Source organism: Pedobacter xixiisoli (assembly GCF_900215335.1).
Taxonomy (GTDB): Bacteria; Bacteroidota; Bacteroidia; order Sphingobacteriales; family Sphingobacteriaceae; genus Pedobacter; species Pedobacter xixiisoli.
Map to the genome: position 1 here is coordinate 121,340 of NZ_OCMT01000005.1, position 18,285 is coordinate 139,624.

The 18,285-nt window shown below is 37.4% G+C and carries 19 protein-coding genes; 4 read left to right on the forward strand and 15 right to left on the reverse strand.

Annotation, left to right across the window (positions count from 1 at the left end; genetic code table 11):
- Window positions 1-232: 232 nt before the first annotated feature.
- The 6 genes from thrC to CRO54_RS20120 all read right to left on the reverse strand — a co-directional run bounded on the left by thrC (window position 233) and on the right by CRO54_RS20120 (window position 6,513).
- A complete protein-coding gene (gene thrC / locus CRO54_RS20095; protein WP_097133904.1) occupies window positions 233-1,540 on the reverse strand; it encodes a threonine synthase in 1,308 nt (435 codons plus the stop codon).
- 85 nt (window positions 1,541-1,625) lie between these two features.
- Window positions 1,626-2,600, reverse strand: a complete 975-nt coding sequence (locus tag CRO54_RS20100) for a homoserine kinase (RefSeq protein ID WP_097133905.1) — start codon at window positions 2,598-2,600, stop codon at window positions 1,626-1,628.
- Window positions 2,601-2,629: 29 nt separating this feature from the next.
- The gene (gene thrA, locus CRO54_RS20105; RefSeq protein ID WP_097133906.1) at window positions 2,630-5,077 is read right to left on the reverse strand and encodes a bifunctional aspartate kinase/homoserine dehydrogenase I; all 2,448 of its coding nucleotides are present in this window, start codon (window positions 5,075-5,077) and stop codon (window positions 2,630-2,632) included.
- 289 nt (window positions 5,078-5,366) lie between these two features.
- The gene (locus CRO54_RS20110; protein ID WP_097133907.1) at window positions 5,367-5,789 is read right to left on the reverse strand and encodes a type II toxin-antitoxin system VapC family toxin; all 423 of its coding nucleotides are present in this window, start codon (window positions 5,787-5,789) and stop codon (window positions 5,367-5,369) included.
- Window positions 5,779-6,024, reverse strand: a complete 246-nt coding sequence (locus CRO54_RS20115) for a DUF6364 family protein (RefSeq protein WP_097133908.1) — start codon at window positions 6,022-6,024, stop codon at window positions 5,779-5,781. The genes CRO54_RS20110 and CRO54_RS20115 overlap by 11 nt, the downstream gene beginning before the upstream one ends.
- A gap of 27 nt (window positions 6,025-6,051) precedes the next feature.
- The gene (locus CRO54_RS20120; RefSeq protein ID WP_097133909.1) at window positions 6,052-6,513 is read right to left on the reverse strand and encodes a GNAT family N-acetyltransferase; all 462 of its coding nucleotides are present in this window, start codon (window positions 6,511-6,513) and stop codon (window positions 6,052-6,054) included.
- Window positions 6,514-6,634: 121 nt separating this feature from the next.
- Here CRO54_RS20120 and gcvT point away from each other — a divergent pair, with 121 nt between their 5' ends.
- Together gcvT and CRO54_RS20130 are read left to right on the forward strand one after the other, a co-directional pair.
- Window positions 6,635-7,717, forward strand: a complete 1,083-nt coding sequence (gene gcvT / locus CRO54_RS20125; RefSeq protein WP_097133910.1) for a glycine cleavage system aminomethyltransferase GcvT — start codon at window positions 6,635-6,637, stop codon at window positions 7,715-7,717.
- A 77-nt stretch (window positions 7,718-7,794) separates the two neighbouring features.
- Complete coding sequence (locus CRO54_RS20130; RefSeq protein ID WP_097133911.1) at window positions 7,795-8,508, forward strand: 2-phosphosulfolactate phosphatase; 714 nt, start codon at window positions 7,795-7,797, stop codon at window positions 8,506-8,508.
- 3 nt (window positions 8,509-8,511) lie between these two features.
- Here CRO54_RS20130 and CRO54_RS20135 read toward each other — a convergent pair whose 3' ends face one another.
- The 3 genes from CRO54_RS20135 to gldB all read right to left on the reverse strand — a co-directional run bounded on the left by CRO54_RS20135 (window position 8,512) and on the right by gldB (window position 11,052).
- On the reverse strand, window positions 8,512-9,087 hold the full coding sequence (locus CRO54_RS20135) for a transposase (protein WP_097133912.1): 576 nt from the start codon (window positions 9,085-9,087) through the stop codon (window positions 8,512-8,514).
- 49 nt (window positions 9,088-9,136) lie between these two features.
- Window positions 9,137-9,916: a patatin-like phospholipase family protein gene (locus CRO54_RS20140; protein ID WP_097133913.1), complete on the reverse strand. Its 780-nt coding sequence runs from the start codon at window positions 9,914-9,916 to the stop codon at window positions 9,137-9,139.
- A 98-nt stretch (window positions 9,917-10,014) separates the two neighbouring features.
- The gene (gldB, locus tag CRO54_RS20145; RefSeq protein ID WP_097133914.1) at window positions 10,015-11,052 is read right to left on the reverse strand and encodes a gliding motility lipoprotein GldB; all 1,038 of its coding nucleotides are present in this window, start codon (window positions 11,050-11,052) and stop codon (window positions 10,015-10,017) included.
- Between the two features lie 112 nt (window positions 11,053-11,164).
- Here gldB and CRO54_RS20150 point away from each other — a divergent pair, with 112 nt between their 5' ends.
- Both CRO54_RS20150 and CRO54_RS20155 read left to right on the forward strand, forming a co-directional pair.
- Entirely contained in the window at window positions 11,165-11,824 is a 660-nt protein-coding gene (locus tag CRO54_RS20150; RefSeq protein WP_097133915.1) for a porin family protein, read from the forward strand.
- Window positions 11,825-11,906: 82 nt separating this feature from the next.
- Complete coding sequence (locus CRO54_RS20155) at window positions 11,907-13,547, forward strand: NAD+ synthase (protein WP_097133916.1); 1,641 nt, start codon at window positions 11,907-11,909, stop codon at window positions 13,545-13,547.
- Between the two features lie 302 nt (window positions 13,548-13,849).
- Here CRO54_RS20155 and lspA read toward each other — a convergent pair whose 3' ends face one another.
- The 6 genes from lspA to rsmI form a co-directional block, all read right to left on the reverse strand.
- Complete coding sequence (lspA, locus tag CRO54_RS20160) at window positions 13,850-14,374, reverse strand: signal peptidase II (protein ID WP_097133917.1); 525 nt, start codon at window positions 14,372-14,374, stop codon at window positions 13,850-13,852.
- 23 nt (window positions 14,375-14,397) lie between these two features.
- A complete protein-coding gene (gene lnt / locus CRO54_RS20165) occupies window positions 14,398-16,029 on the reverse strand; it encodes an apolipoprotein N-acyltransferase (protein WP_097133918.1) in 1,632 nt (543 codons plus the stop codon).
- A gap of 402 nt (window positions 16,030-16,431) precedes the next feature.
- On the reverse strand, window positions 16,432-16,626 hold the full coding sequence (locus CRO54_RS21665) for a GIY-YIG nuclease family protein (RefSeq protein ID WP_338065632.1): 195 nt from the start codon (window positions 16,624-16,626) through the stop codon (window positions 16,432-16,434).
- The gene (locus CRO54_RS21770) at window positions 16,581-16,733 is read right to left on the reverse strand and encodes a GIY-YIG nuclease family protein (protein ID WP_420812696.1); all 153 of its coding nucleotides are present in this window, start codon (window positions 16,731-16,733) and stop codon (window positions 16,581-16,583) included. The genes CRO54_RS21665 and CRO54_RS21770 overlap by 46 nt, the downstream gene beginning before the upstream one ends.
- Window positions 16,734-16,844: 111 nt before the next feature.
- The gene (locus tag CRO54_RS20175; RefSeq protein ID WP_097133919.1) at window positions 16,845-17,492 is read right to left on the reverse strand and encodes a PH domain-containing protein; all 648 of its coding nucleotides are present in this window, start codon (window positions 17,490-17,492) and stop codon (window positions 16,845-16,847) included.
- Complete coding sequence (rsmI, locus tag CRO54_RS20180) at window positions 17,485-18,216, reverse strand: 16S rRNA (cytidine(1402)-2'-O)-methyltransferase (protein WP_097133920.1); 732 nt, start codon at window positions 18,214-18,216, stop codon at window positions 17,485-17,487. The genes CRO54_RS20175 and rsmI overlap by 8 nt, the downstream gene beginning before the upstream one ends.
- Window positions 18,217-18,285: the final 69 nt, after the last annotated feature.

The window sequence follows — 18,285 nt, forward strand, 5'->3', positions numbered from 1 at the left end:
CTTCGCTGACATTTCTAAACGAATAACTAAGGTTACTTCTATGGGCTGTATTTGTAACGAGAGTGAAGGAGAGAGGTAATAGTTTTATAAAATTAGTCCGTCATTTCCACTGTAGTTGAGAATTGAAAATCATTGAAGCTAAATCTTTGAACTCCATAATACATTTTCAAAGATTTCTCCATTCCACTGCGTTCCAGTCGAAATGACGGACTATTTATGTTGGTGAGTGTAATTAGTTCTTTTCCTCCAACCAGCTTTTAAAGCCTTCAAAATCTACACCTAATTCGTCAGCTTGTTTAGCTCTGCCTTCCAATTCTTTTACCGAAGCTGGAATTTCAATTTTAGCAGCTAATTCGGCAGGGAAAATATCAGGAAATTTACAGGCATGTGCAGTTGATAAAAATACGGCAGCACCATTATAGCCAGTTTCATTTCTGTATTTTTCTACGGCTAAATAGGCAATTGCTGTATGTGGACAAGCGATGTAATCAAAATCTGCATCAATTTTCTTAATACCAGCAAAAGTTTCTTCATCTGTAAAACGAGCAGCGCTTACTTTTTCTTTCAACGCATCTGCATCGCCTGAAAACAAATCCATGATGCGAACCCAGTTACTTGGCGCACCAACATCCATCGCGTTAGCATAAGTTTGGACTGAAGGCTTAGTTTCGTAAACACCAGTTTCCAAGAAGCGAGGAACGGTATCATTCACATTTGTTGCGGCGATAAATTGTTTCACTGGCAAGCCCATTTTGTAAGCCAACAAACCAGCACCAATATTGCCGAAATTTCCGCTAGGTACAGAAAAAACCACTTCTTTAAAACCTTTTCTTTTCAATTGTGCATAAGCATTGAAGTAGTAAAAAGTCTGCGGAATTAAACGTGAAATATTGATGGAGTTAGCCGAGGTTAGACGGAACTTTTTGTTCAGTTCTTCATCAGCAAATGCTTGTTTCACTAGGGCTTGACAATCGTCAAAAGTGCCATCAATTTCTATAGCTCTAATGGTTTGTCCTAAAGTGGTCAATTGTTGTTCCTGTATTGGGCTCACTTTCCCTTTCGGATAAAGAATAGTTACTCTGGTATTAGCTACACCTAGGAAACCTAAAGCTACAGCACCACCAGTATCACCGGAAGTTGCTACCAAAACATCCAGTAATTGCTCGCCATCTTTAAGGTAATAACCCATCACACGGCTCATGAAACGAGCACCAAAATCTTTAAATGCTAACGATGGTCCGTGGAAAAGTTCCAAAACGAAAGTATTTTCGTTCAAAGGAACAACAGGTGCATCAAAATTCGCCGCTTCTTCTACCAAAGCTTTCAAATCTTCGGCAGGGATTTCATCTTTTAGTAAAGCTGATGCTACTTCATAAGCAATCTCCGTTAGGGAATACTTTTCAATATTATTGATAAAATCAGCAGGTAATTGAGGGATTTCCTCAGGCATGTACAGTCCTTTATCTAAAGGCATGCTATTAAAAACGGCTTCTTTAAAGGAAACACGTAAATCTTTATTGTTGGTTGAATAGAATTGCATTGGGTTTGGGTTATGGGTTATGTGTTGCGAGTTACAGGTTTAGATATCTAGTCCCGTAACATTCAACTCGCAACTCGTAACAATTTTACAACGTTCTCGGTCCTTCAGTATTTACCTCAGAAACGTAAGCTTGACTATTGATATTAATTTGATGCAAGTGCATTTGCTGTGCTTTGGTGATTTTTTTGGCACTTTCCTCATCCTTTGTTAAGGCAAAAACCGATGGGCCAGAACCTGAAATTCCAAAACCAACTGCGCCATTTTCCATCGCTAGTTTACGTAGCACTTCAAAATCTGGAATAAGGATAGAACGAGTTGGCTCTACCAAGACATCTTTCATGCTTCGACCTACCAAATCCATGTCATTTAAGAACAGGCCGCTCACTAAGCCAGCTACATTTCCCCATTGGGTAACGGCATCTTTTAAAGCTACTTTGGCACGTATCATTTGGCGTGCATCTTTAGTAGGGACATCTACCTCTGGATAAACAATTGCCGCAAACATGCCATCAGGAACGGGAAGCGAAATCACATCTAAAGGCTCGTAACTACGGACTAATACAAAGCCGCCCATAATAGCCGGAGCCACATTGTCTGCATGACCGTAACCACAAGCAATTTCTTCGCCTTTCATGGCAAAAGGAACCAATTCTTTAGCAGTCAGTAAATTTCCCATCAGTTGGTTAATGGCGTACAAACCTGCCACCGTACTTGCTGAGCTAGAGCCTAAACCACTGCCAATTGGCATTTTCTTATGCAGTTCAATTTCTACTCCAACCTCCTCACGTTTGATATGGCTTAGGTAATGCTTTACCGAAGCACTTACGGTGTTTTTATCGCTATTTAAGGGAAGTTTGCCATCATCGCCAGTGATTTTTAGCAAGCGAACACCAGGCTCTTCAACCAAGCGCATCACCACCTCGTCCCCTGGAGCGTTTACTGCAAAGCCGAGCACGTCGAAACCGCATACTACGTTGGCAACAGTTGCTGGTGCAAAGACTTTGATTTCCTTTAAAGCCACTTTTTTAGGTTCTACAAGTGTATTTGTATTGTTTGACATTTTGTTTTCTTTTAATAGTCACAGGTTGGTTAAGGAGTAGCTACATTAATAATATCTGCAAACACACCTGCTGCGGTAACTTCTGCGCCAGCACCTGGGCCTTTCACTACCATTGGGCGGAATTTATACCTGTCAGTTACGAAAGAGATGATATTATCAGCGCCAGAAAGTGCATAGAAAGGATGGTCTTCGCCAACCATTTCCAAAGTGATTTCTACCTTGCCAGCTTCTAGTTTTCCAATGTAACGAAGTACTTTTTTATCGTTTGCCGCTGTGTTTTTCAAATTCTCGAAATAAGCAGAATTGTTTTTCAGCTCTGCATAAAATTCTTCCACACTTGCGGCTTTCAAACAAGCATCTGGCAAAATATTGTCAATCTTCACATCCGACGCTTCCAAAGGATAACCTGCATCTCTAGCTAAAATCAACATTTTACGCATAAAATCTTTGCCATTTAAGTCGTCACGAGGGTCTGGCTCTGTATAACCTAAATCTTGTGCTTCTTTTACAATGTCGTAAAACTCTTTATCGCCTTTAAAACTATTGAAGATGAATGAAATTGTTCCTGATAAGATGGCTTCAATCCTATCAATTCTGTCGCCGCTCATCATCAGATTTTTTAATGTACCGATGATTGGTAAACCTGCACCTACGTTAGTCTCGTAATAGAAATCTACACCGTGTTTTTTAGCGGTATCCTTAAATAAATTATATTGTTCAAACTCGGCAGAATTACCTTTTTTGTTACAAGCAACAATGGAAACACTGCTCTCGAAAACTTGCTTATAGAAAGGAATTGGAGCCTCACTTGCTGTATTGTCTACAAAAACGCTGTTTGCTAGATTTAATGTATTCATCTTGCCAACAAACTCAGATAAATTGGCTTGCTCGCCTTTTTCTTCTAAAGTACTTTCCCAAGTATCTAAATCAATTCCATTGGCATCAAAAACCATTTTGCGTGTATTGGCAATACCAACAACTTTTACTTGTAGGTCGTTTTTCTCTGCCAAGAATTGTGTTTGTTCTTTGATCTGCTTGAACATCGTTTTGCCGATGTTTCCAGTGCCTAAACAATACACGTTCAAAGTACGTTTTAAATCCGTATAGAAGGCGTCGTGCACCGCATTTAGCGATTTTGCTAAATCATCTTTGCCGATAATTACCGAGATATTATATTCTGAAGAACCTTGCGCAATAGCTCTAACGTTGATACCATTTCTGCCTAAAGCGTTGAACAGACGACCACTCATGCCTGGGGTACGTTTCATGTTTTCACCAACGATAGCTAATACTGCCAAATCACCTTCCACTTCTGGGTAAGCTAATTTTCCGGCTGCTAGTTCTAGTTCAAATTCTTTGTTGATGATGGTTACCGCTCTCGCTGCATCCGATGGATTAACCGCAAAAGTGATACTATGTTCAGAGGATGATTGAGTAATTAAAATGATGTTGATTTGCTCTCTTGAAAGTAAAGAAAACAACCTTCCGCTAAAACCTGCTTTACCAACCATACCACTGCCGCTCAAATTAATGATGCTGATTTGATTGATTGATGAAATGCCTTTGATAGGTAATTCTGATGGTTTGATATTGCTGCGGATGAAAGTTCCCGCAAACTCTGGTTCAAAAGTGTTTTTGATTACCAATGGTATTTTCTTCGCAAAAGCGGGAACCATGGTTGGCGGATAAATTACTTTTGCCCCGAAGTAACTCAATTCCATTGCCTCGATGTAACTTAATTCATCTAACGAAAAAGCCTTTTTAACGATGCGAGGGTCGGCAGTCATCATCCCATTTACGTCAGTCCAAATTTCGATTTCTTCTACATCTAAAGCTGCGCCCCAAATAGCTGCAGTATAATCAGAACCGCCACGACCAAGCGTAGTGATTTGGTTTGCTGCATTGCTTGCAATGTAACCTGTAACGAACAAAACTTTGTCGCTGTTTTCTTCGTGAAACTCTTTGATTAAAGCATCCGTCAACTCAAAATCTACACGAGCATTGCCGAATTCGCTGTCGGTTTTGATTAATTTAGAACCATCAACATATAATGAGTTATCGAAATACTGTGTGGCAACATGTGCTACCATGCTGTTCGAACATCTTTCGCCAAAGCTCACAATGAAATCTTTGGTGCGTAAGCTCAATTCTTTCAAACTAGAAACTGCTTGTAAAGCATCTTCCAACTCATTGAAATGGATTTTTAGTTTGGTTAAGATTGGATTTTGAGCAGCTGCTGGCAATAATACCTTCACCACATCAAAGTGTTTTTGCTCGATGCTTTTTAACTGTTCAGTATAGCTTTCACCTTTTTCGGCTAGTTCCGCCATTTCTAGAAGAAGATTGGTTACTCCGCTCATCGCCGATAATACAACCACCGGATTGGCATTTTTTCTTTCTTCTTGTACTAGCTTTAAAAGGGTTTTAATGTTTTCGGTCGTACCTACGGATGTACCACCAAATTTTAGGACTTTCATCGTTTATTGTTTATTTTCTGTTTACGGTTTAAAAAAAAAGCGTCCCGACTTACATCGGGACGCTTTCTGTGTTTTTATGTTTTTTCAATCTTACACAAGGTTGCTCCCGATAGCTTCGCCGCCGGTAATAATAATTGTGGTAATAATTGAAGAGTTAAAAATCATTGCTTTACGTGTTGTGTATTTTTTACATTACAAATAAGGATATTATTTTTTGTAATAACAAATGTTTGTGTGAAAAATTTTAAATTTTTATCTGAAATTTTGTGAAGTTGGTTTTAAAAACGACTTAAGCTTGTAATAATTGTAAAAATTGCTCAGGTGTTTTTATGTTTAAGGCGGTTCCGTTGAGTTTTAGGAAATTAATATCATTGGTGATGATGTAATCCATTTGATGTTCAATAGCTGTATAGTAATGGATGGCATCTTCAATATCTTTAATGGAAGAATTTAAAGCATTATAGACGGCTTCTGGGCAGGTTTCTATAAGATTAACTACTTTTAGTAGTTCTTTTAGCAGCGCTTTCGAAGTTGTGACGTTAAAATCTTTTTGAATATAAAAAGAAACGGTTTGAATGATTGATGGATTAGTAAAAGCGATTAATTTTCTTTTTTTTGCTAGAAGTAAAAGTTGCAAAGCGATATCATATCCCTTACGGTTTAGTAAAAAGTCCAGTAAAAAATTAGCATCAAGAAATACGTTAAAACCCATATTTTTTCTTTCTTTCTTCGTAATATTCTCTTTTGAAATCGTAATCTTCTGGATATTCGACTTTAGGTAGGTTTCTTACCATTTCAAATAGATCTGTTTTGATCTCTTTTGATTCGGTTATCTTTCTTAAATATTCTTCGACCAATTCAGAAACGCTAGCTCCCATTTTAGAAGCATAAGATTTCGCTTTTTCCAGTACGTCGTGCTCAATTGTTAAATTTACCCTTGCTTTCATAGAGTAAATATACGCATAAAATTAATTTTATGCGTATTGTAAGTTTTTCTCGAAGCAAATACTGTTCTCAATTCCTATATATTGTCCGTAATTAGGAATAACCTGATAGCCATTTTTCTCATAAAGTGCTAAGGCATCTGGTTGGCGTTTACTGGTTTCTAGCACGCATTTTTCGTAGTTCATTTCTTTAGCCCATTTCTCTAAATCTTTCAATAGAATGCTAGCTGCACCTTTTCCTCTGTAATCTGGTAGGGTGAACATCCGTTTTACTTCCATTTCGGTGGTAGAAAACTGTTTGATAGCACCACATGCTATTGGAATCTGGTTTTCGTAAACTAAAACTACGTGATTGATTTTGTCAATTTTATTGAATTGTGAATAGAACGCTTCTTCATTGCCGTTGATTTTGGCTAGTTCTGCATCTAATCGGTTAACCAATTCAATAAAATCTGAATCGGTAGAAGCGGTTCTTTTAACTGAATAAGTCATAGTCGAGATTTATCATCCAAATATACCTTTAAAAGGGATTGACAACAAAAAACTGGCTTTTTCTTAGTACTTTTGCCCGCGTATAAAACCAATATATTCCTGATTATAACTTATTATAAAAATGAAGAATACAGCGTTAACAGAAAAACATATATCACTTGGAGCTAAGATGGTTCCTTTTGCTGGTTACAATATGCCAGTGCAATACGAAGGAATTAATGCAGAACATGCTACAGTACGTAATGCGGTAGGTGTTTTTGATGTAAGTCATATGGGCGAATTTATCCTTAAAGGAGAAAATGCTCTGGACTTAATTCAGCGTGTAACCAGTAACGATGCTTCGAAACTTTACGATGGTAAAATTCAATATTCGTGTTTGCCTAACGAAAATGGTGGTATTGTAGATGATTTACTGGTTTATCGTATAGACGAAAAAACTTATATGTTGGTGGTAAATGCATCTAATATTGAGAAAGATTGGAATTGGATTCAGAAATTCAATGACAAAGATGTGGAGATGCACAACATTTCTGATCAGACTTCTTTGTTAGCCGTTCAAGGACCAAAAGCAGCAGACGCATTGCAATCGTTAACTGATATGGATTTGGCTTCGATGGAATATTATTCTTTCAAGAAAGGCAAATTTGCTGGTGTAGATAATGTGTTGGTGTCGGCTACAGGTTATACTGGTGCTGGTGGTTTCGAGGTTTATTTCGAAAACCAATACGCCGACCAAATTTGGGATGCTATATTTAAAGCTGGCGCCGAGTTTGGTATTAAGCCGATCGGTTTAGGTGCTCGTGATACCTTGCGTTTAGAAATGGGTTTCTGTCTGTACGGAAATGATATCGATGATACGACTTCGCCAATTGAAGCAGGTTTAGGTTGGGTTACTAAATTCACTAAAGAATTTACCAACTCTGCTGCATTATTAGCACAGAAAGAAGCTGGCGTAACTCGTAAATTGGTAGGTTTCGAAATGATTGATAGAGGTATTCCTCGCCACGATTATATAGTGGTTGATGCCGAAGGAAACCAAATAGGTAAAGTAACGTCTGGAACACAATCGCCATCGTTACAAAAAGCTATCGGTATTGCTTATGTAGCTAAAGAGTTTGCCAAAGAAGGTACAGAAATCTTCATCGACATTAGAAATAATAAAGTAAAAGCTAAAATAGTTAAGTTCCCTTTTCTTAAAAAATAGATTACAAGTATTTAGTATCGAGTATCAAGATTTCGCTGGTCTCGATACTCGATACTTATTACTCAATACTCAAGTAAATGCCTAAAATAGAAGTTTGTTTAACGCCTGCCTTGTTAGATTTATATGCTATAGAGAGTAGTATAGTTGTTGTTATTGATATTTTGAGAGCAACTTCGTCTATCACTTACGGCATAGAAAATGGTGCAGAAGCAATTATCCCAGTAATGAATGTGGAAGATTGCTTGAACTACGCTGACAAAGGTTACTTGCTAGCTGCGGAGCGCAACGGAGAAGTGGTAGCTGGTTATGATTTTGGTAATTCGCCATTTTCTTACACTGCTGAAAAAGTAGCTGGAAAAACAATTGTACTGACTACTACAAACGGCACCAAAGCAATGCATTTGGCTCAAGAAAGAGCGCATCAAGTGATTGTAGGTTCTTTTCTTAACCTAACTTCAGTTTGCAATTATTTGAAAAAGGAAAATAAAGATGTGCTCTTACTTTGTGCGGGTTGGAAAGACAACTTCAATTTAGAAGATACTTTATTTGCCGGCGCTGTAGTAGAGCAACTCCAAAAAGACTTCTCAGTAGGAGATGATTCTAGTGTAGCAGCTTTAGATATGTACCAATTAGCCAAAGGCAATTTACGCGAATACCTTAAAAAATCTTCACATAGCCATCGTTTAATCAAATTGAATATTGAAGAAGACGTACAGTTTTGTTTGAAGGTTGATGTTTGTAAAACTATTCCAGTGTTGGAAGGTGAGTATTTGGTGAAACTGCCTGTTTAGTTATCAATAAAATTTATCCGCTTCCCACTTTAATGGATTGTTTTGGATGTATTGAGCGATATTGTGATACACCCTATCGTCGCGAATAATATGTTCATAATAGTTGCGGTGCCAGATTTTTTTATTGAAAGGTTCCCAGCCCGAAGTTTTCACACCCTGTATATATGAGTTTGTGGTCATCGTTTTAAACCATTGAACGACACGGTGTAGCGGCGAACCTGTGTGTTCGCCCCCTGCTGGGCGTTTAATATCATCATTATTATCATCATTAGGGTCGACACATAGGTCGACCCGTACGGCGCCATTATTCATCGCAATGCCATTATTTTCAATGATAATATGTATATGATTTGGCATAATTACGTATTCTTCAATTTGGATATCAGGGAATTTATTCTGGATTTCTTGAATCCATTTATCAACCATCAGCCCCGCTGCATTTAACGCCATTTGTCCATTAACCACTTTACCAAATCTATAAGCTCGGTCTTGGCAGCAAATCGTTACGAAATATAATCCTTCCTTCGAATAATCATATCCTTTTAGTCTAATACTCCGTCTGTTAAATTGTTTTGGCATAAGTTTTCATAATAGATAAACCTAAAATACCAAAAAATAAAGACGATAGTTATTTTTGCTGCTGTGCAGCAATTAACTCCTTAAAACTCTCGCTACTTTTAATCGTTTTCAAAGCTTCCTCATATGCTATCCAGTAAATAATCTCCGCTTTTTTGGTGTCGAACGTATTAATTTCGCCCATACCTTTCGGTTCGATCATCAAGTTGCAGAACTTCGATTTCCTTTCCATGTCATGATTGATAGACATAATCCCCGCTCGTTGCATTAATCTGGTAATCCCTACAATTTTGTCTACAGGTTTAAGGTGGTTACAGGTAGAGCCGATAATGTAATCACAATTATTTAACAAAGGCTCTACAGGGAAATTGTTCAATACTCCACCATCTACATACATTTGGTCGTGGATCATGATAGGTTTAAATACACCAGGAATGCAGCAAGAAGCATGTATAGCCCTAACTAGCGGACCTTTGGTAAAATAAGCGACATTGCCTTCGCTAAAATTGGTGGTGCAAATCGTCATCGGAATTTCTAAATCCTCGATGTGTGCAGGTAAATATTCTCTAAAAATATCTCCAGTGCGTTCGATATTAATTAGGCCAAGTGAGCCCAAAGCTGGTCGAACAAACTTCATCAATTTTGTTCTCATGAAAATATTGAAAGCATCTTCTGGGTCTACGCCAGCAGCATAAAAAGAGCCAGCAATGGAACCCGCACTTGTGCCTACAATTTGACTAAATTGAATGCCCGTTTTTTGAAGTGCTTTCAATACACCTAAATGAGCAATCCCTCTAATTCCACCGCCGCTTAATACGATACCGATTTTCATGTTTTTTGATGTGATGATTTTTTGATTTGAGAATGTGATAATTAATAGATTTGATGATTTGAGAGATGTGATGATTAGCTAATTATCGCATCTGCTTATCATTTCATCAGCTTAGGCTTATACTTCGATTTTGTTAAAATTTTCTGCGCATCGGTTTCTGCCATGAGCTGTTGTAAAGTCACATCGGGATTTTCTTCCATATACTTTCTCACAATTTGCCAACCTGTCCAAATACCTAATTTAGGAGCGGATGAATTCTTTTCTCCTAAGCCTGGCGTAAATGGTCCTTCACTTAAGTAAACCTGTATTTTGGGATAGTCTGTTTCGTAAAGCAAGTTACTTTCTAGATAAAAGCCCCATATTTCGGCTTCATAAGTTTTACACCACGCTAGTTGTTTGTCAGTATAGCCAATTTTGATACTATCAGGCATAGCATCCGGCATAATTTGGTCCATGAAGTAAAGCACTTTTCCGTTGTAAACCATTTTTGCCAATAAGCTACGGTCTTCATCACGTTCTTTAAAAAGGTTTTCCCTTACATAGTACTCACTCACACGTGGTACGATATATTCTGGCGTAAATCTTTTAGAAAGATAAAGAGGAATGCTATGAACTAAAGCCCCATAAAACTTACTGTTTTGCCCCAAAAACATATCCAATCCAATGCCAACGTAATTATCGCCAATTGGAGTTTGATAAGAAAATCCTGATAAGAAGCCAATAAAACGGGGAATTTGAGCCTTCGGATAATAATATTTGATGTATTTAAAACTTTGCGTAAGCTCTGTTTCCACTTTGTTCAAATTTGGAAATACACTATCTACTTCATGGTTAAGGTCGGTATAAGCCGTGTCTTGGTATAAACCTTGTAAAACTTCTTGGCTGGTATAACTATCGTTACCTACCATTTTGAAAATGAAGTCTTCATAAAAAGCACCATATTTTTGATGTAATAAACTGTCGCTAAGCAGCACGTTTTTATCTCTCTGTTGATAAAGGTCTTTGTCGAATCTTTCTACTTTAATATCTAGCTTAATGCCGCTAACATCAGGCTTTTTGCTCTTGCTACATGAAAAAAAAAGCGCAGTGCATAGAAAAAATAGATAACTTTGGCGAAATTTTGATTTGTATATCATTGCTAACAAATATATAAAACGAATGTGAACTGTCGTTAATATGAAAGCTCGATAATATTAAAAAAATAGAGAGTTTGGGAGTAGATTGATATCACTAAATAAATACATCCGAATGAAAAAAACATTAGCAACATTATTATTTTTAAGCATTGCAACTATCTCTTTTGCGCAAAATGCTTCACAAGTTAGATTAGGTCTTACTGCTCATCCTACTTTTGGGTTTTTAAAGATTGAAAACGGAAAGGGAAGTGGTTTAAGCACTGGTTTTTCTTATGGCTTGATGAGCGATTTTGAATTTGCAGAAAACTACAGTTTTGCAACAGGTTTAACCATTACTACTATCAATGGTAAAGGTGCGGTTTTAAATTATTTGCCATACTATGCTGCATCTGGTTCTACAAATTCCGCAGAATATGATGTAAAGTTTAAGATGCAGTACATCGAAATTCCTTTGTCTATCAAGTTAAAGACAGATGAAACGAATGATATGAAATGGTACGGACAATTTGGTTTAACCACTAACTTTCGTATTGGAGCGAAACAAGATGTGAAGTCGGGGAACAACACTTTGGCAAGTGATATCAAAGCTACTGATCAAACCAAATTTCTTAGAGCAGGGATGATTATTGGTGGTGGATTAGAATATCGCTTAAGTGGAAAAACGAGTTTATTAACGGGTTTAACTTACAACAACGGTTTAACAAATATTGCCAAAAACGGACAGTCAATCAAGAATCATTATGTGGGACTTAATATTGGCGTATTCTTTTAAGTATCCAGAAATTATTTAGATTTTAGCGAAACAAGCCTTATTCAAGGCTTGTTTTTTTTATATTTATAGCTCAGAAACAATCATGAAAATAGCATTAGCACAACTCAACTACCACATCGGGAATTTCGAAAGCAATACACAAAAAATTATTTCTCAATTAGCATTGGCAAAAGCTAAAGGAGCAGATATTGTTGTATTTGCCGAGCTGGCTATTTGTGGATATCCGCCACGAGATTTTCTAGAGTTTGAAGATTTTATATCGCTTTGCGAACAGGCAGCACAAGAAATTGCAAAGCACACCACGGACATTGCCTGCATTGTTGGCTTGCCAATTAAAAATCCGGTAATAGAAGGTAAGGATTTGTTTAATGCTGCTTATTTTATTGCCGATGGCGAAGTGAAACAAATCGTTAAAAAAGCATTGTTGCCTACTTACGATGTGTTCGATGAATATCGTTATTTCGAGCCAAATACGGTTTTTGATTGTGTAGATTACAAAGGCAAAAAAATTGCACTAACCATTTGCGAGGACCTATGGAACATCAACGATAATCCGCTGTATGTTTCTTCTCCAATGGATGAACTGATAAAGCAGCAACCAGATTTGATGATTAACATCGCTGCTTCTCCGTTTGATTACGGACACGATGAAGACCGCATTAAAGTACTGTCGGATAATGCCAAGAAATACCAACTGCCATTGTTTTATGTGAACCAAGTTGGTGCACAAACCGAAATTATTTTTGATGGTGGTTCTTTGGTATTTGATGAAGAAGGTTTATTAAAGGCGGAGATGAAGTACTTTGAAGAGGATTTGCAGGTTTTTGATTTGGAGGAAGTGCAGAACGTAAAAAATAAATATCCGGCAGCTGAAAGAACTTCGGACATCGAACAAATTCATGATGCTTTGATTTTGGGCATTAAGGATTATTTTGCCAAATCTGGTTTCAAAAAAGCTGTTTTGGGCTTGTCTGGAGGGATCGATTCGGCAGTAGTTTGTGCTTTGGCATGTAAAGCTTTGGGCGCCGAAAATGTGATGGCAGTATTAATGCCTTCCAAATATTCATCAGACCATTCGGTACAAGATGCATTGGATTTAGTGAATAACATTGGCTGTAAGCACGAAATTATCCCAATCAAAGAAGCTGCTGATGCATTTGATAGTATGTTAGAAAAGCCTTTTCAGGGATTGCCTTTCAATTTAGCCGAAGAGAATATTCAAGCTCGTTCTCGCGGAATTGTAGTCATGGCGATGTCGAACAAGTTTGGTTATATCTTGCTGAATACTTCCAATAAAAGTGAATGTGCTGTGGGCTACGGAACGTTGTATGGCGATATGTGCGGTGCCATCAGTGTAATTGGCGATGTGTATAAAACACAGGTTTTCAATTTGGCGAAGTACATTAATAAAGACGAAGAAATTATTCCGATTAATACCATCGTGAAACCACCATCGGCAGAGTTACGCCCAGACCAAAAAGATTCGGATTCGTTGCCAGAATATGATGAGTTGGATGCTATTTTGTATCAGCACATTGAACTAAAAAAAGGTTCTAAAGCGATTATTGCCCAAGGTTTTGATGAGGCTTTGGTAAAGCGAATTTTGAGAATGGTAAACTTGGCGGAATTCAAACGTTATCAAACTCCACCGATTTTAAGAGTATCGCCAAAGGCTTTTGGAATGGGCCGACGTATGCCAATTGTAGGCAAGTATATGGACTAGGAAATTTACGATTGTAGATTGACGAATTACGATTTAATTTCAAGCTTTTAGAAGCGCAATTGCAGTACTCTTATTAAATGGTAGTCCTGCTTTTTGTTCCAATCTTTTTGTTGGGCATTTTGTTATCCCGAGTTTCGAGGGATCTAATAAGCAAGATGGTTGGATCCCTTCGCAGCTATAAAAACAAAAAGTATTTCCACGCCAATCAGGGCTATTTTTGAGAAGTAAGAAGATAACACTTCATTTCGATTTCAAGAAGCAGACCTACAAAGTTTTGAAAACTTCGTAAGTCTAAACTATCCTTAAGCAGAAACTTCTTCCTGCGTAGCTTCTTGTTTTTTGATTCTAGCAGCAGTTAAATTTTGCAACAGTAATAATCCAATACCAACCATAATCGAAACATCGGCCATGTTGAAAATACCCGTTCTAAATAGCACAAAATCCATGTGTAGGAAATCGGTTACCGAACCATAAACAATCCTATCGTAGATATTTCCGATGCCGCCGCCAATTAAAAAACAAATACCAACTTGCATTAAACGAGGGATATGTTTATTGGAGTAAAGAAACCATAAACCATAACCCAAAACGATGATGGGTAAAATGGTTAGCACAATGATTCTCACAAAGTTTGGCAAGTTACTACCAGCACTCAAAAAAGCTCCTGTGTTTTCTACTAATGTTAATGTGAAACGGTCTTTTATGATATCAATTTGCTCGTAAGGAGCTATGTTTTTTCTGGCAATAACCTTAGAAAACTGGTCGCAACCTAAGTTTAATGCGACAATAATTAAGAGAAAAGCGAATTTTATTGATTGTTTCTTCATATAAATAGCTATAAAAAGAGCGATTAATCCTTGCTCTTTGTTCTTTTGTCTTTTATCTTGCTTATCACAATAAACGCTGCACCAAGTAATCCTAGTACAATGCCAATTTTTGCTATCAAATCACCATAGTTAACGTAAAAGGTAATTTCATCATTAAGGTTGATGTCAGCTTTTAAGGCGGTGCGTGTCCACCATTTAGATTGCTGTACAACATCTCCACGTTGATTAATAAACCCTGAAATTCCTGTATTCGCCGAACGTACCACATATCTTCTGGTTTCGATAGAACGGAGTTTAGCATACAGTAAGTGCTGGTCTTTACCAGAAGTGTTACCCCACCAACCATCATTGGTAATTACAGCGATGAACTGAGCGCCTTGTTTAACCGAGCCAGCTACCCAGTCGCCCCAAATAGATTCGTAACAGATTGTAGGAGCTACGCCAATGCCGCTTTGTGCATAGAAAACACCAGGTTCCTCTTGCCAGCCCCAACCAGAGACGCTACCCCCCAACTTACTGAAAACGGGAGCCAAGAAAGAAAATACTTTCGGGAAAGGCATTTTTTCAACGCCTGGAACTAATTTCGATTTATGATAAAAAGAAACACTTGCAGAATTTTCTACCTGCATCGCTGCATTATAGTTATCATAAAAGCCACCATTAGGATTTTCCTTTGCAGAAATCGTCTTTTTATCATTGTAAAATCTTACGCTTTCTATTCCTGTAATTAAAGTGCCGTTTTTATATTTTGACAAGAAATGTTGCGCCTGCAAAAAGTCTGGATTACTTCTTATCCTATCTTCATCTGCATAATTCGGAATAGCTGTTTCTGGCCAAATGAAATATTCTGTATTTGGTTGTGCTACAGAATCAGAAAGTTTGGTTAAAATGCTTAATTGCTCATTGGCAGACGTACTACCGTACTTCTCGTAAGGGTCGATATTGGGTTGTACGGTAACCACATTTACAGGTACACTTTTCTCTTCGTAGTTTTTGTATTGGTAAATAGAAAATCCAATAGGTAAAAGAATAAGCAAAGCCCAAATTCCAGCCAACTTATATTGCTTCTGAGATTTGATTTGTTGGTAAGCTTCGAAGGCTAGTATATTACTAATTAAAATCCAAAGTGAGCCACCATAAACACCTGTAAATTCATACCACTGTACAATTTGATGCATTCCTGCAAAGCCATTACCTAAAGTCATCCATGGGAATGCTAAATCCCAAGCTTGGTGCAAATATTCCATGCTGATGTAAAATCCAATCAGCCCTGCATAGGAAATAATTTTGGTGGTGTAAGTACTTAAACGATAATACATCCAAAAAGCAAAAGTCATTAAGAGTGCGCCTAATCCGTAAGGGATAAGCGAAACTAATAATGAAACGATGGTGCCAACAACACCTGTATTAACGGCATTAATAGAGTTGAAAACCCAGTAAATAGAGGCAGTGTTCCAAATCAAGAAAGTTAAGCCAGCAGTAAGGAAAACCTTTTTGCCTGTCTTTTTATCTGAAGTACTTGTGATTTGCTTTAATGCAATTAGTAAAGGCACTAAACCTATAAAAAGTAATGGAGCCAGCCAATTGTGCGGTGGCCAAGCCAACCACATGATAAAAGCACTAAGTAGCGATAAGAGGGTGTTTTTTTTTGTCATTTGCAATAGCTTTCCTATGTCGTCCTGCTGAATTTATTTCAGCATCTTTTTAGCATGATAGATCCTGAAATAAATTCAGGATGACGTGCTATTTAAGTTAGGGTTTCTTCGTCTAGTTTGTTAAAAGGTCTTCGAATTTAGGTTTTTTGTCATTTGCATTAGCTTTCCTATGTCGTCCTGCTGAATTTATTTCAGCATCTTTTTAGCATGATAGATCCTGAAATAAATTCAGGATGACGTGCTATTTAAGTTAGGGTTTCTTCGTCTAGTTTGTTAAAAGGTCTTCGAATTTAGGTTTTTTGTCATTTGCATTAGCTTTCCTATGTCGTCCTGCTGAATTTATTTCAGCATCTTTTTAGCATGGTAGATCCTGAAATAAATTCAGGATGACGGCTATTTAAGTTAGAGTTCTTCGTCTAGTTTGTGAAAAAGGTCTTCCCAATTTGGATTAAAGTCATTAATTAAATTCAATTTCCATTGTCTCTTCCAGTTCTTTAGCTGTTTTTCTTTATTTATCGCTTCTTCTATACTAGGGAATTGTTCATAATAAACTAGGATGTTGCAGTTATATTTGGCAGTAAAAGAATCAAGGTGCACTTTTCTTTATGCTCTTTTATCCTAAATAATAAATCTGAAGTAACTCCAACGTATAGCACCCTATGATTGTAATTAGATAGGATATAAACACAACCTCCAAGTTCCATTAATTTGCTTTTTGAACTACCTATTCCAATAAGTTGTCATAATGGGGCATTAAATAATCTCTTAGTTATGCTTTAAGATTACTTCGTGCCTCGCAATGACGTTAAAGTTGCCTACATGCTATCTAAAATCGCAGCTTTTTTATGTTCATACTCCTCACGGGTAATCAACTGCTTGTCGTATAAAGTTTTTAGTTTGATGAGTTTTTGCTCAATCTCATCTTCTTTACTCACTTCAACAACAGGTGCAATCTCTGGAATAACCACAGCTTCCTCAATTGGCAAATCAATGATTTGTGGAGTGGTTGCAGGAATATTAAATGTAGATGCGGTTGCTCGGTTCTCTTCCAACTTTTGCTGTCTCAACAATTCTTTATACTCTTCCAATTGTTGGTTTGCCGCTTGGTGTAATTTACGAACCTGCACTTTCGGAATGAAATCAGTTACGATATTCTCTCCCGATTGTGGTACGCAAATAAATTTAGAACCTAACAAACCTTCCTTAAAGGAGACTTCTTTAATGTTCTTCCAAGAAATATCTTTGAAGTTCATTGTTAAACCTAAGTTGCTGGGCGAACAATAGAATATCCTTTTGTTGCTGATCGCGATGCAGTCTGGTAACAAATTTACCGCTGGTTTTTTCTGTACCGCTAGGTATAAAATTTCTTCTCCGGTGGTTAGCAAGTCATTTAATTTACCAGCTACTTTTTCTACGGCTTTCGGGTCTTGCTCGTCAGCCAAAAATCTATCGATGTTAATCATTGTTTTCTTTTATTCCGTATTTGTCTTTGTTCTTTGCTCTTTTATCCTTGTTCTCATTTCCGCCAACACAAATTACGAATTCTCCTTTTAAAATATTGTTTTCGAAATGTGATTTTACTTCTATAACTGTGCCACGAACATTTTCTTCGTACAGTTTGCTTAATTCCCTGCTCACACAAACTGGTCTGTCTTCACCAAAAAACTCGGCAAATTCTGTTAATGTTTTCAATAAACGGTGCGGACTTTCGTAAAAAATCATCGTCCTTTCTTCTTCCGCAAGTTGCTTTAATCTCGTTTGTCGGCCTTTCTTTACAGGAAGAAATCCTTCGAAAACAAATTGGTCGTTAGGTAAACCCGAGTTAACCAAGGCAGGAACAAAAGCAGTAGCGCCAGGCAAGCAAGTGATTTCAATTTCATGCTTAATCGCTTCACGAACTAAGAAAAAACCTGGATCAGAAATGGCTGGTGTACCTGCATCAGAAATTAAGGCAATTTTTTGTCCTTCTTTCAGGAACTTGATAATTTCGGCTGTTGCCTTATGTTCGTTATGCTGATGGTGTGCAAAAACTCGTTTATCGATACCAAAATGCTTTAACAAAGGTGCGCTGGTACGTGTATCTTCTGCCAAAATCAAATCCACCTCTTTTAAAATCCGGATAGCCCTAAAAGTCATATCTTCTAAGTTACCGATAGGTGTAGGTACGATGTAAAGTTTTCCAGTCATAGTATCGAGTATCGAGTATCAAGTATCAAGATTGTGCAGTTGCTATTGAAAACTGCAAACTAAAAACTG

What these genes read in the sequence shown, in the direction of transcription:
- rsmI (WP_097133920.1), bottom strand. Translation starts at nt 18,216, where the DNA reads ATGACTGGAAAACTTTACATCGTACCTACACCTATCGGTAACTTAGAA.
- CRO54_RS20130 (WP_097133911.1), top strand. Translation starts at nt 7,795, where the DNA reads ATGCCTAAAATAGAAGTTTGTTTAACGCCTGCCTTGTTAGATTTATAT.
- CRO54_RS20140 (WP_097133913.1), bottom strand. Translation starts at nt 9,916, where the DNA reads ATGAAAATCGGTATCGTATTAAGCGGCGGTGGAATTAGAGGGATTGCT.
- CRO54_RS20120 (WP_097133909.1), bottom strand. Translation starts at nt 6,513, where the DNA reads ATGACTTATTCAGTTAAAAGAACCGCTTCTACCGATTCAGATTTTATT.
- lnt (WP_097133918.1), bottom strand. Translation starts at nt 16,029, where the DNA reads ATGACAAAAAAAAACACCCTCTTATCGCTACTTAGTGCTTTTATCATG.
- CRO54_RS20135 (WP_097133912.1), bottom strand. Translation starts at nt 9,087, where the DNA reads ATGCCAAAACAATTTAACAGACGGAGTATTAGACTAAAAGGATATGAT.
- lspA (WP_097133917.1), bottom strand. Translation starts at nt 14,374, where the DNA reads ATGAAGAAACAATCAATAAAATTCGCTTTTCTCTTAATTATTGTCGCA.
- CRO54_RS20115 (WP_097133908.1), bottom strand. Translation starts at nt 6,024, where the DNA reads ATGAAAGCAAGGGTAAATTTAACAATTGAGCACGACGTACTGGAAAAA.
- CRO54_RS20110 (WP_097133907.1), bottom strand. Translation starts at nt 5,789, where the DNA reads ATGGGTTTTAACGTATTTCTTGATGCTAATTTTTTACTGGACTTTTTA.
- CRO54_RS20150 (WP_097133915.1), top strand. Translation starts at nt 11,165, where the DNA reads ATGAAAAAAACATTAGCAACATTATTATTTTTAAGCATTGCAACTATC.
- gcvT (WP_097133910.1), top strand. Translation starts at nt 6,635, where the DNA reads ATGAAGAATACAGCGTTAACAGAAAAACATATATCACTTGGAGCTAAG.
- CRO54_RS21770 (WP_420812696.1), bottom strand. Translation starts at nt 16,733, where the DNA reads ATGGAACTTGGAGGTTGTGTTTATATCCTATCTAATTACAATCATAGG.
- thrC (WP_097133904.1), bottom strand. Translation starts at nt 1,540, where the DNA reads ATGCAATTCTATTCAACCAACAATAAAGATTTACGTGTTTCCTTTAAA.
- gldB (WP_097133914.1), bottom strand. Translation starts at nt 11,052, where the DNA reads ATGATATACAAATCAAAATTTCGCCAAAGTTATCTATTTTTTCTATGC.
- CRO54_RS20175 (WP_097133919.1), bottom strand. Translation starts at nt 17,492, where the DNA reads ATGATTAACATCGATAGATTTTTGGCTGACGAGCAAGACCCGAAAGCC.
- thrA (WP_097133906.1), bottom strand. Translation starts at nt 5,077, where the DNA reads ATGAAAGTCCTAAAATTTGGTGGTACATCCGTAGGTACGACCGAAAAC.
- CRO54_RS20100 (WP_097133905.1), bottom strand. Translation starts at nt 2,600, where the DNA reads ATGTCAAACAATACAAATACACTTGTAGAACCTAAAAAAGTGGCTTTA.
- CRO54_RS20155 (WP_097133916.1), top strand. Translation starts at nt 11,907, where the DNA reads ATGAAAATAGCATTAGCACAACTCAACTACCACATCGGGAATTTCGAA.